Below are 16,780 nucleotides of genomic sequence, written 5' to 3'. Positions count from 1 at the left end.
TCCCGCCGGCCGCATCCGCAGTTTCACTCCCAGCGCATGATATGTCCATGCCGCAGGCTAATGTCGGAAGGGGCGGCCGTGGCCGCCCCTGAAGACATCAGGCGAGGCCGAGATCCTTGAGGATCGCGGTGATGCGGGCGGTGTCGTCGACGAGGAATTTCGCATAATCGTCGCCGGTCAGAAGGATGGGGGTCCAGTTGCGGTTCTTGCATTCGGCTGCCCAGGCATCGCTCTTGGCCATGGTCTCGATCATCGTGACCATCGCCGCCTTGTCGGCGTCGGAGACGCCTGGCGGTGCGAAGACGCCGCGCCAGTTGAACAGTTCGACGTCGATGCCGGCTTCCTTCATCGTCGGTGCGTCGATGCCGTCCTGGCGCTTGTCGGCGGAGATCGCCAACAGCCGAAGCGCGCCCGCCTTGACCTGCTCGGAGAACTCGCCGAAGCCGGAAATGCCGGCCGTCACCTGGTTGCCGAGCAGCGCCGACAGCGCCTCGCCGCCGCCGGCGAAAGGCACATAGGAGAGGTTGGTTGCCGGAACGCCGACCGTCTTGGCGATCAGCCCGAACAGGATGTGGTCGGAGCCACCGGCCGAGCCGCCGGCCACCGGAACCTTGGTCGGATCCGCTTTGAGCGCGGCGACGAAATCGCCGGCCGTCTTGAACGGCGAATCCGCCGGCACCACCAGCGCCTCGAACTCGCCGGTGAGGCGAGCGATGGGCGTCACTTCGGAGAGGTTGTTGGCCGATTTGTTGGCGATGATGGCGCCGACCATGACCATGCCGGCCACCATCAGCGAATTGCCCTTGCCCTTCCACTGGCTGATGAACTGCGGCAGGCCGACAGTACCGCCGGCGCCGCCGACATTGGTGATCTGCGAGCCGGAGATCAGTTTTTCACTGCGCAGCACCTGGTCGATGGTGCGCCCCGTCTGGTCCCAGCCGCCGCCGGGCGCGGCCGGCACGAAGATCTGGATCTGCGGTGCATCCTGAGCGAGGGCGGGCGTCAAATGCGTTGCAACGAATCCGGCAGCGCCTGCGGCCGCGGTGCTCATCAAAAATCTGCGTCTGTTCAGCATGGGATTCCTCCAAATCACGACACCTCCTCCGGTGCCTGCCAGAAACGTAGCCTGAAAACAGACCCGCTCGGCAAAAATTCATGCCGATTTCGGTACGTTCTGTCAACAGGAACGCTGTTCTACTAGACAGAACCATGGATGTGCGGCACAATCGCTTCGGTCGGCCTTTGTTCGAGCAGGTAAACTGGAATGAAACTGTTCGTGAGATGACCGAAGCGCGATCCCAGCCGTTGCCGGCCGATGGTGTTGCCGCGCTCGACCGCGCGATCGCCATTCTCGACGCGTTCGCGACCGCCGACCGCTCGCTCAGCCTGGCCGAGATCGCGGCGCGCACCGGGCTCTACAAAAGCACCATTTTGAGGCTGGCGAACTCATTGCTGCGCGGGCAGTTGCTGGAGCGGCTCGACGATGGCCGCTACCGCATCGGACCCGCCACCTTCCGGCTTGGCGCGCTTTACCAGCGCTCGGTCGTGGCGGTCGACATCCTGCTGCCGATCATGCGCGATCTTGCCGAACGCAGCTGGGAAAGCGTGGCGTTCTATGTCCGCTCGGGCGACGCCCGCACCTGTCTCTACCGCGTCGAATCCAAGCACCCGATCCGCTACACGATCCGGGAAGGCGACCTGCTGCCGTTGCTCATCGGCTCTGGCGGCCGCGTGCTGGCAGCGTTTTCAGGCCAGCCGGGCGAACCATACGAGACCATCCGCAACGCCTGCCACTATCTGTCGATCGGCGACCGCGACCCTGAGACGGCGGGCGTCTCGGTGCCGGTGTTCGGACCGGGCCGCGTTCTGCTCGGCGCCTTGACGCTCGCCGGCCCGTCGACACGCGTCGACACGGCGTTCCTGCGCCGCATGACACCGGACCTGCTGGAGGCCGCCGCTCGCGCCACCCGCGCCTTCGGCGAGGATGCCTCGATGCTGGAGCAGGCAGCGCGCCTAGCCGGCGCTGAAACCGTGATCGGCCTCAGTTCGCCTTGACCAGCACCACACGGCGGTTCTTGGCGCGGCCGGTTTCGCCGTCATTGCTGGCGACGGGCGCCATCATGCCGGCGCCGGCGGCGGTCAGCCGGCCGCCATCGATGCCGTATTTCGAGACCAGCGCCGCCTTCACCGACTGCGCCCGCCGCGACGACAGATCGATATTGTAGTCGAACGCGCCCTGGTTGTCGGTATGACCGACGACGATCACCGCCATGCCGGGCTCGTTGGTCAGAAGCGTCGAGATCTCCTTCAAGGTCGGTTCCGATTCCGGCTTGATGTCGGCCTTGTCGGTGTCGAAGAAGATGCCGTAGAGCGAGATGGAGCCGGTGGCCGACAGCGAATCCGCCATCTTGGCCGCTTCGACCACCACCATCTTCTTGTCGCGCGCCTTGGGCTCCAGCACCTGAACGACGGCGATGGTGCGGCCGTTGAGTTCCTTGCAGTAGAGGTCGTCGGTCAGCGAATAGGCCTGAACCGTGACATAGGCGTCGCCGCCGTCCTGCGGCAGCTTGGCGGCGAAGAAGCGCTGGTCGTTGATACCGGTGGTTACCGCACAGGCGCCATTGGAAAAGGCCGCGTCCTTGACGTCGCTTTCATGGAAGAAATACATCATCAGGCTCATGTCGCCGCCGCCACCGCTCGACGACCGGTCGGCGGCGCCGCCGCACTCTTCCTTCTTGCATTCGAACAGGACTTCGCCGCCGGCGGCCGCGATCACATCCTGGTAGTTGCGCAGCACTTCGAGCGGGGAGCGCTCGGCCGGCAGCACATAGGCGATGCGGGTCAGCGCGCCTTCCACCTCAGCCTTCTTGTCCGGCGCGAACACACGGTTGTTCATCGTGTCACGGGCCTCCGGATCGGCGCTCGGCTTCAGCGGCGACAGCGGCACTGTAAAATCGGTATAGGCGAATTTTTCGTAGGAGACGATGAACGACCCCTCGTAGCGCTTGGCCAGATGATTGTCGGCACCGCCCTCGATGTCGGCGGTCGGCACCGTCGCATCGGCGCCCGCCAGTTGCACGGCCGCCAGCAGCAGCAGCCCCGCCCAGAAAAGCTTCAGAAATATCGCATTGATCGCACGCATGGTCGGCTCTCCCAAAGAGCAATTCCAGGAAAAGTGTGAGCGGTTTTCCCACAGGAATTGCGTAGCTAGATTAGAATAGCCAACCCTGGCAGAACGTGGAAATTGCGTCGATGAAGCGCTTCACACCCGCCGTTCGAGCAGGATCGTCAGCCCGTCGTGATAGGTGGTTTCCAGGACCTTGGTGTAGCCGCACTTTGCCGCAACGTTCAACGAACCGGTGTTTTCCGGATCGATGATGCAGACGGTTCTCGCGCCGGCAAAGGTGTCGTCGCCCCAGGCCAGGGCCCTTCTGACGACTTCGCTGGCAAGACCCTTGCCATGCGCTTGCGGCGCCAGCGCCCAGCCGGCTTCCGGAATGCCCTCGAGCGACGGCTCGATGTCCCGCTTCAGATCGTGGAATCCGGCCTCGCCGATGAAGCGACCGCCGGCCTTGTCCTCGACCGCCCAGAAGCCGTAGCCGAGCAGCGACCACAGGCCGGCATGCCGCAGGAACCGCATCCAGCTTTCCTCCCGCGTCCGCGGCTTGCCGCCGATGAAACGGGTGGTGACGGGGTCGGCCCACATGACGGCATAGTCGTCGAAATCTTCGATCCGGTGCGCCCGCATGATGGTCCGTTCCGTTTCGAGAACCGGGACGCCGGCTGTTTTTGGACTGCCCATGAAACTCTGCCTCCGTTGACGGTCAGCGCTTAGCAAACCAGCGCGCCCGGACAAGGGCCAAGCCGGATCATCATTCAGCCAGGGAAGCTTCCGAACGGCCTGGCGCGACCAGGCAGTCGAAGCGAACAGCGTCGGCTTACTTTCAGCCGTGCCAGACCATCTTCATGTAGAGCCCACCGCGCCGCAATTCGTCCAGCATCTGGTCGAGCCGCTTCTGCCTGGTGTCGCTGCGTTTGGCGCGGGCGACCCAGCCGAGATAATCGTTCTTCTGGTAGTCCGGCCGCGCCTCGTAGGCCGCTGTCAGTCCTTTTTCGGTCAGGGCGATGCGGATGTCGTCCGGCATCGGGTTCAGGGCGCGCTTCAGTCCGGTCATTTCAGAAAACCCCAGCTGTCAGGATGGCGACGCCGATGGTCCAACCCAGGTCCGCCTCTGGGAATTCTGCCGAACGATGCTACCTTTCGCAACCGGTCCGGCAAGGGCCGGTCTCGATACCGCCAATGGGAGGAGAACGCCATGGACACCACCGATCTCGTGCTTGCCATTTTCCATCATCTGCTGGTGTTGTCGCTGGCCGGCATCATCGGCGCCGAATTTGTCCTGATCCGCGGCGACCTCTCCGCCGCCACGCTCAAGCGGCTTGCCGGCATCGACCGCCATTATGGCATCATCGCCACGCTGATCATCATCATCGGCATCTGCCGCGTCATCTACGGCCTGAAGGGCTGGGAATTCTACGTCTACAACTGGGTGTTCTGGGCCAAGATGGCGGCATTCGGCATCGTTGGCCTGCTGTCGATCATCCCGACCATCCGCTTCATCTCCTGGAAGCGGCAAGCCAGTGCAAATCCCGGCTTTCAGGTGCCGGTGGCGGAACTCGCCTCGGTGAAGACCTATGTGCGCGCCGAAGCCTTCATCTTCCTGCTGATCCCGATCTTCGCGGCGGCGATGGCGCGCGGCTACGGTTATTGAAGCACGCCAACACCAAACCCATCTCCGCCGGGCATACTCCGCACTGATCGCCATGGTTGCGCACGGCTGTATTTTGCAGTTTGCGTCAGGCGACAATCTGTTAGCTTGCCTTTGTTGCACCCTCGCTGCCTGACCTGCACAGCGATCGGAGATTGATATCCTGGGAGGAGAATTACGATGAGGAAAATTGTAGCCGCCCTGGCCGCCGCCGCGGCCGTCACGCTTTATTCGTTCACCGCCAGCGCACAGACCTATCCCGAGCGCACCATCACCGTCGTCGTGCCGTTTGCGGCCGGCGGTCCGACCGACACGGTCACGCGGCTCGTCGCCGAAGCCATGTCGAAGGATCTCGGCCAGCAGATCATCGTCGAAAATGTCGGCGGCGCCGGCGGCACGCTGGGCGCCGGCCGCGTCGCCAACGCCGACCCGGATGGCTACACGCTGCTCCTCCATCACATCGGCATGGCGACCAGCGCGACCCTCTACAGAAAACTCGCCTATGACACGCTGAACGCCTTCGAGTATGTCGGCCTCGTCACCGAGGTGCCGATGGCGATCGTCGCCCGCAAGGACCTGGAGCCGGCCGACCTGAAAGGGCTGGTCGAATACGCCAAGACCAACAAGGACACCATCACTGTCGCCAATGCCGGCATCGGCGCTGCCTCGCATCTGTGCGGCATGCTGTTCATGAGCGCCATCGGCACGCCGCTGGTCACCGTACCCTACAAGGGCACCGGCCCGGCCATGACCGACCTTCTCGGCGGCCAGGTCGACATTATGTGCGACCAGACCACCAACACCACCAAGCAGATCCAGGGCGGCACGATCAAGGCCTATGCCGTCACCACGCCGGAGCGCCTCGACGTGCTGAAGGACGTGCCGACGACCATCGAAGCCGGCCTGCCCGCGGTGCAGGTCGGCATCTGGCACGGCCTCTATGCGCCGAAGGGCACGCCGGCCGAGATCACCGGCCGACTGTCGAAATCGCTCCAGGTCGCACTGAAGGACCCCAACGTCATCGCCCGCTTCGCCGAACTCGGCACCAAGCCGTCGTCCGAGGCCGACGCGACGCCGGCAGCGCTGAAGGCCAAGCTGGAAGGCGAGATCACGCGCTGGAAGCCGATCATCGAAGCCGCCGGCCAATACGCCGACTGAGGCTTGAACGGGGCGCTGCCGGCGCCCCGTTTTCGCTTCGACGTCCGTTTTCACATTTGCAACGGCAAGCCCGTTGCAAGGGTCAGGGGAGGACAGCCATGAAACCTTTCGCCATCGACAGGACAAACGGCCTGTGCGCCGCGCTGTTCATCTTTTTCGGCGCCTTTTTCGCGATACAATCGCTCGGCCTCGAAATCGGCACCGCCTTTCGCATGGGACCGGGCTATTTCCCGCTGGTGCTGGCGATCGTGCTGATCGTGCTCGGCGCCATCATCCTCGTCCAGGCGGTGCGCGTCGAGGGCGAGCCGATCGGCCCCATTGCGTGGCGCGGCATGCTGTTCATCCTGCCGGCGCCGATCTTTTTCGGCCTGACCGTGCGCGGCCTCGGCTTCGTCCCGTCGATCTTCCTGACGGCGCTGATCGCCTCTTTTGCCAGCGCCCGCATGAAGCCGCTGACGGCACTTCTGCTGTCGGCCGGCCTGACGCTGTTTTCGGTGCTAGTCTTCAGCTACGCGCTCGGGCTGCCATTCCAGCGCTTCGGCCCCTGGTTGCCCCAATGGCTGGCATTGTGAGGCGCTGAGATGGACCTCCTCAGGAACCTCGAACTCGGCTTTTCGACGGCCACCACGCCGGCCAATCTGGGTTTTTGCCTCATCGGCGTTCTGCTCGGCACGCTGATCGGCGTCCTGCCCGGCATCGGCGCCACCGCAACCATCGCCATGCTGCTGCCGATCACCTTTCAGATCGGCGACCCGGTTTCGTCCCTCATCATGCTGGCCGGCATCTACTACGGCGCCCAGTATGGCGGTTCGACCACCGCCATTCTCATCAACATGCCCGGCGAATCCTCCTCGGCCGTGACCGCCATCGACGGCTACCAGATGGCCAGGAACGGTCGCGCCGGGGCGGCTCTGGCGATCGCCGCGATCGGCTCGTTCTTCGCCGGCACGGTGTCGACCTTTCTCGTCGCCGTCTTTGCCCCGCCGCTGACGGCAATAGCCCTGCAATTCGGCGCGGCCGAATATTTTTCGCTGATGATCGTCGGCCTCGTCTCGTCCATCGCGCTCGCCCACGGCTCGATCGTCAAGGCGCTGGCGATGGTCGTGCTCGGCCTGCTGCTCGGCATTGTCGGCACCGACATCTACACCGGCACGCCGCGCTTCACGCTCGGCATCCGCGAATATGCCGACGGGCTGAACTTCGTCGCGGTGGCGGTCGGCGTCTTCGGCGTTGCCGAGATCCTGCGCAATCTCGAAAACGAGCACGAGCGCTCAGTGATGATCAAAAAGGTCTCCGGCCTGATGCCGACCCGCGACGACTTCAAGGCGATGGCCGCGCCCATCGTGCGCGGCACGATCATCGGTTCGGCGCTCGGCATCCTGCCCGGCGGCGGCGCGGTGCTTGCGGCCTTTGCCTCCTACACGGTCGAAAAGCGCGTGTCGAAACACCCGGAGGAGTTCGGCAAGGGCGCCATCGCCGGCGTCGCCGGCCCGGAATCGGCCAACAATGCCGGCGCCCAGACCTCCTTCATTCCGATGCTGACGCTGGGCATTCCGGCCAATCCGGTCATGGCGCTGATGATCGGCGCCATGATAATCCAGGGCATCGTGCCCGGCCCCAATGTCGCGATCGAGCAGCCGGCGCTGTTCTGGGGCATCATCGCCTCGATGTGGATCGGCAATCTGATGCTGATCGTGCTGAACCTGCCGCTGATCGGGCTATGGGTGAAGCTGCTGACGATCCCCTATTATGTGCTCTTCCCGATCATCATGGCGTTCTGCTCGATCGGCGTTTACAGCGTCAACACCAACGCCTTCGATCTCTACGCGGTCGCATTCTTCGGCCTGCTCGGCTACATCCTGACCAAGCTGCGCTGCGAACCCGCACCCCTGCTGCTCGGCTTCGTGCTCGGCCCGCTGCTCGAGGAAAACCTGCGCCGCGCCATGATCCTGTCGCGCGGCGACCCCTCGACCTTCGTGACGCGGCCGATCAGCGCCGGCCTGCTGCTCGTCGCACTGGCCGTGCTCGTCGTCGTCTTCCTGCCGTCGGTCAAGAAGAAGCGCGAAGAGGTGTTCGTGGAGGAAAGCTAGTTGTCGGGACGCCGGGCGCCGCGATTTCCACGAGCGGCGCCGGCACGTCTGTCGTCTTCACCTCGGCCTTGCAGAGATCGGCGATGACGCAGGCCGGGCAATCGGGCTTGCGCGCCTTGCAGACATAGCGGCCATGCAGGATCAGCCAGTGATGCGCATGGCGCATATACTCGTCCGGGATGATCCGCAGCAGCCCTTGCTCGACCTGTTCGGGCGTCTTGCCTGGCGCCAGGCCGAGGCGGTTGCCGATGCGGAAAATATGGGTGTCGACCGCCATCGTGTGCTGGCCGAACGCCATGTTGAGCACGACATTGGCGGTCTTGCGCCCGACCCCCGGCAGCTTGACCAACTCATCGCGCTCGCTGGGCACCTCGCCGCCGTAATCGCGTATCAGCGCCTCCGAGAGCGCCACGACATTCTTGGCCTTGTTGCGCCAGAGTCCGATGGTGCGGATGTACTCGCCAACCCTGGCTCCGCCCAGCGCCAGCATCTTTTCAGGTGTGTCGGCGACCTTGAACAACGCCCGCGTCGCCTTGTTGACGCCGGCATCGGTCGCCTGCGCCGACAGCACCACGGCCACCAGCAGCGTGAAGGCGTTGACGTGCTCGAGCTCGCCCTTCGGCTCGGGCCGCTGCACCGAAAACCGCCGGAAGATCTCATGCACCTCGGCGGCGCTGTAGAGCGAACGGAGCCGCGCCGGCCGCGGTCGCGGCTTGGCATTCGAGCCGTCGCGCCGCCCGGGCGGCAGTTCACTTTTGGATAGGGAAAGATTTTTGGACTTGGGGCTGGCCATTTCCCTCCTATAATATCCTGGGATGAGCGACACAAACGCCTCGTTTCAGGCCGACGAGCCATTCTTCCAGGCGCTGCTGACACCGCACCGCTCGCTGGGCCGCACCGGCTTTGCCGTGCTGATGGGCGCGCTGCTGTTCGGCTGGGTGGTGACCGGGGCGTTTTTCCTGTCGCGCGGCGCCTGGCCGGTGTTCGGCTTCTTCGGCCTCGACGTCATCGCCGTCTACATCGCCTTCCGCGCCAACTATCGTGCCGCCCGTGCCCGCGAGGAAGTGTCGGTGTCGCGCACCAGCCTCGACATCCGCAAGACGGCGCCCTCGGGAAAGTCGGAAGCGCATCGCTTCAACCCGTTCTGGGCGCGCTTTTCCGTCGCTCGCCATGCCGAGATCGGCATCACCAGGATGACGGTGGAAGCACAAGGACAGAATGTGCCGATCGGGTCATTCCTGGACCCTGACTCCCGCGAGAGTTTTGCCACTGCATTTTCACGTGCTCTGACAAAAGCCAGGACGCGTTAGAGTCGGCGCGTCAGAACCGGTAGCGTAAAATCCTGCCGACCTTGCGCAATGCGGGAATGTGTCTCCAGAGCCCGATGAACAGTTTTGCGGACCAGCTCATATGCGCTGTGCGTTCCGCGCTGTAGGCCGAGATATCGTCGACAAAGCGCAGCTTCGGAACGGCACGCTCCAGTACCTGCGGGTCGTCGATCGCCCAGTGAACCTCGGCGCCCGTCGCCCTGATGGTCGGATTGAGGCGCAGCATCTTCAGGCCGAAGTGGCTGTAGGCGTCGAACATCAGCTCGCCGCCGGCAAGATGCGCGACAAGGCGTCACAGCAGCCGTGGCCCCTCCTCTACCGGGAGATAAGGCGTCAACCCCTCCATCACCACGACGGCCGGACGATTGCTCGGCACTTCTGCCAGCCAGTCTGGGTCGGTTACCGAAGAGCCGACGAGGTGGTAGTGGTCCCGGGACGGGTAAAGCTTGCGCCGGAGCGCGATGACATCCGGAAAATCGACATCGAACCACTCCACGCCTTCGGGTGGATCGACACGGAAAATGCGCGTATCGAGCCCGCAGCCGAGATGCAGCACGATGGCGCCGGGATTTCTGGCGATGAAGTCCTGAACGCGGACATCATACGTCTTGGCCCGGATCGCCAGGCCGATGCCGAGATTGGTGTCGACCTTGAGGCGCGAGAAATCATAGTCGATCTTGCGCACGGCCTCGTCGGCGAAGCGATCCCCGAGCAGCGAATGCGGCAGCCGGCTTTCCAGTGCCTTGCCATAAAGCGTCATCAGCAAGGTCTCCCTTGCTCCGCTCAGATTCACCCTTTCGCCGGCCATTGGCATCTCCCGGGGCGCAATCCAGTATTTATCTGGGAACAGGCGGCAACAAGGCAAGTTTCGGGTGGTTGCAAGGGGCGGAAAGACCGATATTCGCGGTCAAGGAGATATTGCCATGAACGCCCAGATGACCATGAATACGCAGATGAAACCGACAGCGATCCTGCAGCACGACATCACCCCCAACGGCAGCGACTACGAGGTCGTGCGCCGCGCCATCGAGAAGATCAGCCTCGACTATCGCGACCAGCCCTCGCTGGAAGCCTTGGCCGCTGATGTCGGCGAGACACCCACGGGCCTGCAAAAGCTGTTCACCCGCTGGGCCGGCCTGTCGCCAAAAGCCTTCCTGCAGGCGGTCACCCTCGACCATGCCCGCAAACTGCTCGATTCCGGCATGCCGCTCCTCGAAACATCGTTCGAACTCGGCATGTCCGGCCCCGGCCGGCTGCACGATTTGTTCGTCACCCACGAGGCGATGTCGCCGGGCGACTACAAGACGCGCGGCGCTGGCCTGACCATCCGCTACGGCTACCACATCTCGCCCTTCGGCATCGCCCTGATCATGGTCACCGACCGTGGCCTTGCGGGGCTCGCCTTCAACGATCCGGGCGGCGAGCGGGCGGCTTTCGCCGACATGTCGGGCCGCTGGCCGAACGCCACCTATGTCGAGGACATGAGCGCCACCCAGCCCTATGCGGCGCGCATCTTCGATCCGACATTGTGGCGCGCCGACCAGCCGCTGCGCGTGGTGATGATCGGCTCCGACTTCCAGCTGCGCGTCTGGGACGCGCTGCTCAGGATCCCGATGGGCAAGGCCTGCACTTATTCTTCGATCGCCTCCAGGATCGGCGCGCCAAACGCCAGCCGGGCGGTGGGGGCGGCGGTCGGCGCCAACCCATTGTCCTTCGTCGTCCCTTGCCATCGGGCGCTGGGCAAGTCCGGCGCACTCACCGGCTACCACTGGGGCCTGACCCGCAAACGCGCCATCCTCGGTTGGGAAGCGGGCCAGACCGCGTCCTGAAGCTGCCCGCATCAAACAACACCGGCGAAATCCCTTCGCCGGTGTTTTTCTTTTTGCGAGCTCCCGGCGCAAAACATCCGCACGCTCTGGCAAGCCGCCGGCTTACAGGTTAGCTTCCCGCGCATTCCGCAGGAGGCTTTCTTGATCATCGTTGTCGGCTCGATCAACCTCGACCTTATCGCCAATGTCGACCGCCTGCCTTCGCCGGGCGAGACGGTCCGCGGCTCCGGCTTCACCACCGCGCCCGGCGGCAAGGGCGCCAACCAGGCGCTGGCTGCGGCGCGCGCCGGCGCCAAGGTGCGCATGGTCGGCGCCGTCGGCAAGGACAATTTCGCCACTGAGGCGCTGGCTTTGCTGGTGGCCGGCAAGGTCGATCTCTCCGGCGTCGGCCAGAGCTTCGCCTCCACCGGCACGGCGCTGATCCTCGTCGGCGCCGATGGCGAGAATGTCATCGCCGTCGTGCCGGGCGCCAATGATTCGGTGCTGCCCGGCGATCTCGCCAAGGCTTTCCTTGCGAAGGGCGACGTCGTCCTGCTGCAGCACGAGATCCCGTTGCAGACTGTCGATGCAGCGCTTGACGCCGCACGCGCCGCCGCCGCGGTCACCGTGCTCAACACCGCGCCGTTCCGTAGCGAGGCGGCAGCGTTGCTCGGCAAGGCCGACTACGCCGTCGCCAACGAAACCGAATTCGACCTTTACGGCGAGGCGCTGTCGCTGAAAGGCCGAGACCGCCCGGCGCGCATGCGCGACTTCGCCGGCAAAACCGGCCGCACCATCGTCGTCACGCTCGGCGGCGACGGCGTGCTGGCGGCGACCCCGGAGGATTTCCTGACCGTGCCGGCGCTGAAGATCACGCCGGTCGACACCGTCGGGGCCGGCGATACTTTTTGCGGTTATCTCGCCGCCGGGCTGGCGTCCAACCTGCCGCTGGAGCAGGCTCTCACCCGCGCCGCAGCCGCCGGCTCGCTCGCCTGCCTGAAGCCCGGCGCCCAGCCGGCCATCCCGCTGGCCGCGGATGTGGACACCGCCCTGCGCAACAACGCCGGATGACAGCCCTGCGCCCCGCAACGAAGCACGCCGTGCCCCCCGCCGGCGACATCTGCCGGATGTCCGCTGTCGACCTGGCCGAGGCGATCCGGCTGCGCCGCCTGTCCGTGCGCGAGTTGGTCGCCGCATTCCTCGACCGCATCGACGCGGTAAACCCGCTGGTCAACGCCATCGTCTCGTTGCGCGAGCGCTCCGACATCCTGCGCGAGGCCGACGCGGCGGACGCGCATCTAGCGCAAGGCGGGCCGGCCGGCTCGCTGTTCGGCCTGCCGATGGCGATAAAAGACCTCGCCATGACGAGCGGCTTGAGGACCAGTTTCGGCTCGCCGATCTTCGCCGATTTCGTGCCGCAGGAGGATGATTTCTTCGTCGAGCGCATCCGCAAGGCCGGCGCCATCATCATCGGCAAGACCAATGTTCCCGAATTCGGGCTGGGATCCAACACCTACAACAACGTGTTCGGCCCGACGCTGAACGCCTTCGATCCGGCGCTCACCGCAGGCGGGTCGAGCGGCGGCGCTGCGGTCGCCCTTGCACTCGACATGGTTCCGGTCGCCGACGGCAGCGATTTCGGCGGCTCGCTGCGCAATCCGGCGGCGTGGAACAATGTCTATGGCTTCCGCCCGTCGCAGGGCCTTGTCCCCGGAGGGCCGGACCTGGAAGTCTTTCATGCTCAGATGGGCATAGACGGGCCGATGGGCCGCAGCATCAGCGACATGGCGCTGCTGCTCGACGTGCAGGCGGGCTACCATCCGCATGCGCCCTTGTCCTGGGAAAAGCCTGGTTCATTCCTCGAAGGGCTGGCAACGCCGGCAAGCGGCGGCCGCGTCGGCTGGCTCGGTGATCTCGGCGGTCACCTGCCGGTGGAGCCTGGCATCCTCGATCTGTGCGAGGCCGCACTCGGCCGCTTCGCGGAGGCATCCTTCCTGACCGAGCCCTTGCTGCCGGATTTCGATTTCGAGGCACTGTGGCAAGCCTTCGTGACGCTGCGGCAGGCGAGCAGCGGCTCGGCGCTGAAAGTCCATTATGACGACCCGCACAAGCGCGCCCTGCTGAAGCCGGAAGCCGTCTGGGAGGTGGAGAACGCCATGCGGCTGACGGCGCCGCAGATCCGCGCGGCCTCGGTCATCCGCACCTCCTGGCACCGGACGCTGCTGTCGCTGTTCGAGCACTTCGATCTCATCGCGCTGCCGACGGCGCAGGTCTTTCCTTTCGAAGTCGGCACGCATTGGCCAAGTGAGGTCGCCGGACGGACGATGGACAGCTACCATCGCTGGATGCAGGTTTCGGCCTTCGCCACGCTCGGCGGCTGTCCGGCGCTCAACGTGCCCGTCGGCTTCGACGACAAAGGCCGCCCCTTGGGCATGCAACTGATCGGCCGGCCGCGCGGCGACCTCGCCGTGCTCAGGGCCGGAGCGGCCTATGAGGCGACCTTGCCTTGGCAGGCTGGGGCGTCCTGACGCGAGGGGCGGCCGGTCTGCGACCGGCTTGCACCAGCCCCGCCGCCATGCATTGATTGCAGCCAGCCGCCTAAGCGCATCCTCGAGGAAATCCCCATGTCGCTGGAACTCTACGCCGCCTATGTCCTTGCCTGCATCGTCATCATCCTGGTGCCCGGTCCGACTGTGACGCTGATCATCGCCAACAGCATCCGCCATGGCTACCGCGCCGGGCTTGCCAATGTCGCCGGCACGCAGGCCGGGCTTGCCATCATGATCGCCATCGTCGGCATCGGCCTCAACACGCTGATCGCGGGCATGGGCCACTGGTTCGAATGGGTGCGTCTGATCGGCGCCGCCTATCTGATCTGGATGGGCGTGCAGATGTTCCGCGCCAAGGGCACGCTGAACGGCGACGGCACGGCGAGAAAGCCGCGTGGCGGCTTCTTCCTGCAGGGTCTGCTGGTGGCGCTCAGCAACCCCAAGACCCTGGTGTTCTTCGGCGCCTTCTTCCCGCAATTTATCGCCCCGCAGGGCAATTACACGCTACAGATCGTCGTCATGGGCCTCACCGCGATGATCTTTGCCGCCGTCTCGGATTCCACCTATGCGCTCGCCGCCAGCCGCGCCGGACGCCTGCTCTCGGCCAGCCGCATCAAGCTGATGTCCAGGATCAGCGGCAGCTTTCTGGTCGGCGGCGGCCTGTGGCTGGCGTTTTCCAAGGCGAAGTGACGACCGCCAACGGTCGTTCCCAACGGAGCCGGTACGTGAAGCCTGATTGAAAGTCAGCTTTCGCGCCACCACATGAATCCGCGTTAGGGGATTCACGTCGATGTCATGGACTTACGCTGGCATAAAAAGGAACGCGCCCGGCGTGATTCTGACCGCCGCCCTGTTCGCGGTGATGGTTCCTTCGGCTCTCTACAAATGGACGAATGATGCGCCGGTCAGTCGAGCCAATCGACGCAACAGTCAAAAGCGCCCATTCGGACCACGACCGCACCCTTTATCTGGTTGCTCTCGAAACCGGTTTCGTCCATTCTTGTCGATGACGATCGTCCGCATCTGATCGGTGCGCCGGCAAAGTTGGAGCGCGTCACGCGTGATAATGGCTTCGTCTTCTACCGGTTTCCAGAATGACCCGCCTTGCACAAGCACGCTTGGCTCTCGCCTTGCCAATTCTGCGAGAAAACGTCTGGGGCATCGCTTTTGCTGCCGTGCTGCTTGGCGCGTGCATTTTTGCAATCATGAGGCCTGCCGCCGGACACAGCAGCCCGATCATCAGCCTGGGACGGGCGACAGGCACGGTTGTCAGTGTTCTCGATGCCTCGCCGAACCCAAAGGGCTGGATCAACGGTGGGTTTCGTTACCTGTATGGTATCCGTCTCAGCGAAAACGACCTGATTTTCGTATACGGCCATGCGGAAACACCACGAGCCATGGGTTCGCAAGTTCCGGTCGAGCAACAGCATAGGCAGGATGGCAGCGAAACCTATCGGCTGCTCGACGAGTAAGCAGCCGATATCGCCCAGAGGCGCTAGGCCCTGGGCGAACGATCTGCGTCAAGGCAGGCTTAAAGCCGCCCCAGCCTCTCCACCAGCAGCGCAAAAAAGGCGTCATGGTCGATGTCGCGCATCACCATGGCGTTCTTCGGCCGCTTGGTCACGCCCCACCAGTCGATGACGGTCATGCCCATGGTGAGCTCGGAGGTGGTTTCCACGGTGACGTTGCAGTTGCGGCCCTTGAACAGCTCCGGCTTCAACAGATAGGCGATGACGCACGGGTCGTGCAGCGGGCCGCCATCGGTGCCGTATTTCTCCTCGTCGAAGCGCTCGAAGAACTCCAGCATCTCGGCCGTCGCGGTGCCGACCCGGGTGCCGAGCTGGCGGATGGCCTGCGTGCGCTTGGCCGTGGTCAGCGCCTTGTGGGTGACGTCGAGCGGCATCATGACGATCGGAATGCCGGATTTGAACACCAGGTCGGCGGCTTGCGGATCGACATAGATGTTGAATTCTGCGGTCGGCGTGACATTGCCGCCTTCGAAGAAACCGCCGCCCATCAGTACGATTTCCTTGATGCGCGGCGCGATCTTCGGCTCACGGATCAGCGCCAGCGCGACATTGGTGAGCGGGCCGAGCGCGCACAGCGTGATCGTGCCGGCCTCTTCCTTCATCAGCGTCTCGACGATGAAGTCGACCGCATACTGGCCCTGCAGCTTCATCTTCGGATCGGGCAGTTGCGGGCCGTTGAGGCCGGTCTTGCCATGCACTTCCTCGGCGGTGACCAGCTCGCGCGCCAACGGGCGGATGGCGCCTGCATAGACCTTGATGTCGGGCCGGCCGGCCAGTTCGCAGATTTTCCTGGCGTTCTTTTCGGTCAATTTCAGCGGCACGTTGCCGGCAACAGCAGAGATGCCGACGATCTCCAGCTCGGCGCTGCCGAGCGCCAGCAATATGGCGACGGCATCGTCCTGGCCGGGATCCGTGTCGATGATGATCTTGCGGGTCTGGGGCATTTCATTTCCTTATGCGGGGGAGTCTTTTTGGCGGGGGTGTTCGGCGGCTTGAACTTGGCCGCGGCGCGGACCATATCAAGACCATCGGGAAAAATGCCATCCGGGTTTTTCCAGTTTATGTCGCTCCAAAGAGGACAGTGTAACATGAGCCGAATGACGCCCTTCTCCAGCCCGCTTCTCCTTGGTTTCGATGCCATGGAAAAGACCCTGGAACGACTGGCGAAATCCGGTGACAGTTATCCTCCCTACAACATCGAGCGCCTCAGCGGTGCTGACGGCAAGGCCGAAAGGCTGCGCATTACGCTGGCTGTCGCGGGTTTCGCCGAAAGCGATCTCGATGTCACCACGGAGGAAAACCAGTTGGTCGTGCGCGGCCGTCAAACCGACGACACCGAGCGCGAATTCCTCCACCGCGGCATCGCCGCGCGCCAGTTCCAGCGCTGTTTCGTGCTGGCAGACGGCATGCGGGTGATCGCAGCGGAACTGAAGAACGGCCTTTTGTCGATCGATCTCGATCGGCCGGATACCGAACGGCTGGTACGGAAAATAAATATATCGGTGAAAGACTGATCTTTACCGATGGCTCTCATGCGGGATGGCCTTGA

At 64.2% G+C, this 16,780-nt stretch carries 20 protein-coding genes; 12 read left to right on the top strand and 8 right to left on the bottom strand.

What is annotated here, in order from left to right:
• Positions 1–97 precede the first annotated feature (97 nt).
• Positions 98–1,075 carry a Bug family tripartite tricarboxylate transporter substrate binding protein gene (locus NKI05_RS13775; RefSeq protein ID WP_023814697.1) on the bottom strand — a complete coding sequence of 326 codons (978 nt, stop codon included), beginning with the start codon at positions 1,073–1,075 and terminating at the stop codon, positions 98–100.
• 206 nt (positions 1,076–1,281) lie between these two features.
• Here NKI05_RS13775 and NKI05_RS13770 point away from each other — a divergent pair, with 206 nt between their 5' ends.
• On the top strand, positions 1,282–2,055 hold the full coding sequence (locus tag NKI05_RS13770) for an IclR family transcriptional regulator (protein WP_023814698.1): 774 nt from the start codon (positions 1,282–1,284) through the stop codon (positions 2,053–2,055).
• Here NKI05_RS13770 and NKI05_RS13765 read toward each other — a convergent pair.
• The 3 genes from NKI05_RS13765 to NKI05_RS13755 all read right to left on the bottom strand — a co-directional run bounded on the left by NKI05_RS13765 (position 2,042) and on the right by NKI05_RS13755 (position 4,175).
• Positions 2,042–3,142: an OmpA family protein gene (locus NKI05_RS13765; protein ID WP_031205142.1), complete on the bottom strand. Its 1,101-nt coding sequence runs from the start codon at positions 3,140–3,142 to the stop codon at positions 2,042–2,044. The two genes, NKI05_RS13770 and NKI05_RS13765, sit on opposite strands and share 14 nt — an antisense overlap.
• A gap of 120 nt (positions 3,143–3,262) precedes the next feature.
• The gene (locus NKI05_RS13760; protein ID WP_023814700.1) at positions 3,263–3,802 is read right to left on the bottom strand and encodes a GNAT family N-acetyltransferase; all 540 of its coding nucleotides are present in this window, start codon (positions 3,800–3,802) and stop codon (positions 3,263–3,265) included.
• A gap of 142 nt (positions 3,803–3,944) precedes the next feature.
• Positions 3,945–4,175 (bottom strand): YdeI/OmpD-associated family protein, encoded by a 231-nt coding sequence (locus NKI05_RS13755; protein WP_023683083.1) that lies wholly within the window; start codon positions 4,173–4,175, stop codon positions 3,945–3,947.
• A gap of 141 nt (positions 4,176–4,316) precedes the next feature.
• Between NKI05_RS13755 and NKI05_RS13750 the strand changes: the two genes are divergently transcribed.
• From NKI05_RS13750 to NKI05_RS13735, 4 genes are all read left to right on the top strand, one after another.
• Entirely contained in the window at positions 4,317–4,772 is a 456-nt protein-coding gene (locus tag NKI05_RS13750; protein ID WP_023814701.1) for a DUF2214 family protein, read from the top strand.
• A gap of 177 nt (positions 4,773–4,949) precedes the next feature.
• Positions 4,950–5,927 carry a tripartite tricarboxylate transporter substrate-binding protein gene (locus NKI05_RS13745; RefSeq protein WP_023814702.1) on the top strand — a complete coding sequence of 326 codons (978 nt, stop codon included), beginning with the start codon at positions 4,950–4,952 and terminating at the stop codon, positions 5,925–5,927.
• Between the two features lie 98 nt (positions 5,928–6,025).
• A complete protein-coding gene (locus NKI05_RS13740; RefSeq protein ID WP_023691951.1) occupies positions 6,026–6,499 on the top strand; it encodes a tripartite tricarboxylate transporter TctB family protein in 474 nt (157 codons plus the stop codon).
• A 9-nt stretch (positions 6,500–6,508) separates the two neighbouring features.
• Positions 6,509–8,017, top strand: coding sequence for a tripartite tricarboxylate transporter permease (locus NKI05_RS13735; protein ID WP_023683079.1), 1,509 nt, complete (start codon positions 6,509–6,511; stop codon positions 8,015–8,017).
• Here the strand turns inward: NKI05_RS13735 and nth are convergent.
• Complete coding sequence (nth, locus tag NKI05_RS13730) at positions 7,977–8,810, bottom strand: endonuclease III (RefSeq protein WP_023683078.1); 834 nt, start codon at positions 8,808–8,810, stop codon at positions 7,977–7,979. The genes NKI05_RS13735 and nth overlap by 41 nt on opposite strands.
• A gap of 22 nt (positions 8,811–8,832) precedes the next feature.
• Between nth and NKI05_RS13725 the strand changes: the two genes are divergently transcribed.
• Positions 8,833–9,327, top strand: coding sequence for a DUF2244 domain-containing protein (locus NKI05_RS13725; protein ID WP_023669732.1), 495 nt, complete (start codon positions 8,833–8,835; stop codon positions 9,325–9,327).
• A gap of 10 nt (positions 9,328–9,337) precedes the next feature.
• On the opposite strand, the gene NKI05_RS13720 is transcribed toward NKI05_RS13725, so the two are convergent.
• Together NKI05_RS13720 and NKI05_RS13715 are read right to left on the bottom strand one after the other, a co-directional pair.
• Positions 9,338–9,604, bottom strand: a complete 267-nt coding sequence (locus NKI05_RS13720) for a hypothetical protein (protein ID WP_245261712.1) — start codon at positions 9,602–9,604, stop codon at positions 9,338–9,340.
• A gap of 33 nt (positions 9,605–9,637) precedes the next feature.
• Positions 9,638–10,153, bottom strand: coding sequence for a class I SAM-dependent methyltransferase (locus NKI05_RS13715; protein ID WP_245261714.1), 516 nt, complete (start codon positions 10,151–10,153; stop codon positions 9,638–9,640).
• A 115-nt stretch (positions 10,154–10,268) separates the two neighbouring features.
• On the opposite strand from NKI05_RS13715, the gene NKI05_RS13710 reads away from it, so the two are divergent.
• The 5 genes from NKI05_RS13710 (at position 10,269) to NKI05_RS13690 (ending at position 15,174) form a co-directional block, all read left to right on the top strand.
• Entirely contained in the window at positions 10,269–11,174 is a 906-nt protein-coding gene (locus NKI05_RS13710; RefSeq protein ID WP_031192912.1) for a methylated-DNA--[protein]-cysteine S-methyltransferase, read from the top strand.
• A gap of 141 nt (positions 11,175–11,315) precedes the next feature.
• Positions 11,316–12,224, top strand: coding sequence for a ribokinase (locus tag NKI05_RS13705; RefSeq protein ID WP_023714115.1), 909 nt, complete (start codon positions 11,316–11,318; stop codon positions 12,222–12,224).
• Positions 12,221–13,681 (top strand): amidase, encoded by a 1,461-nt coding sequence (locus NKI05_RS13700; RefSeq protein ID WP_031205143.1) that lies wholly within the window; start codon positions 12,221–12,223, stop codon positions 13,679–13,681. The genes NKI05_RS13705 and NKI05_RS13700 overlap by 4 nt, the downstream gene beginning before the upstream one ends.
• Before the next feature lie 96 nt (positions 13,682–13,777).
• A complete protein-coding gene (locus NKI05_RS13695) occupies positions 13,778–14,392 on the top strand; it encodes a LysE family translocator (RefSeq protein WP_023683073.1) in 615 nt (204 codons plus the stop codon).
• A 404-nt stretch (positions 14,393–14,796) separates the two neighbouring features.
• Positions 14,797–15,174, top strand: a complete 378-nt coding sequence (locus NKI05_RS13690; protein WP_023691959.1) for a hypothetical protein — start codon at positions 14,797–14,799, stop codon at positions 15,172–15,174.
• 59 nt (positions 15,175–15,233) lie between these two features.
• Here the strand turns inward: NKI05_RS13690 and NKI05_RS13685 are convergent, their stop codons facing one another.
• Positions 15,234–16,175, bottom strand: a complete 942-nt coding sequence (locus NKI05_RS13685) for a nucleoside hydrolase (RefSeq protein WP_023691960.1) — start codon at positions 16,173–16,175, stop codon at positions 15,234–15,236.
• 144 nt (positions 16,176–16,319) lie between these two features.
• Between NKI05_RS13685 and NKI05_RS13680 the strand changes: the two genes are divergently transcribed.
• Entirely contained in the window at positions 16,320–16,745 is a 426-nt protein-coding gene (locus NKI05_RS13680; protein ID WP_023669741.1) for an Hsp20 family protein, read from the top strand.
• Positions 16,746–16,780: the final 35 nt, after the last annotated feature.

The organism is Mesorhizobium sp. M0771, assembly GCF_040320155.1.
GTDB lineage: Bacteria > Pseudomonadota > Alphaproteobacteria > Rhizobiales > Rhizobiaceae > Mesorhizobium.
This window is presented reverse-complemented; position numbering and strand designations above follow the sequence as displayed.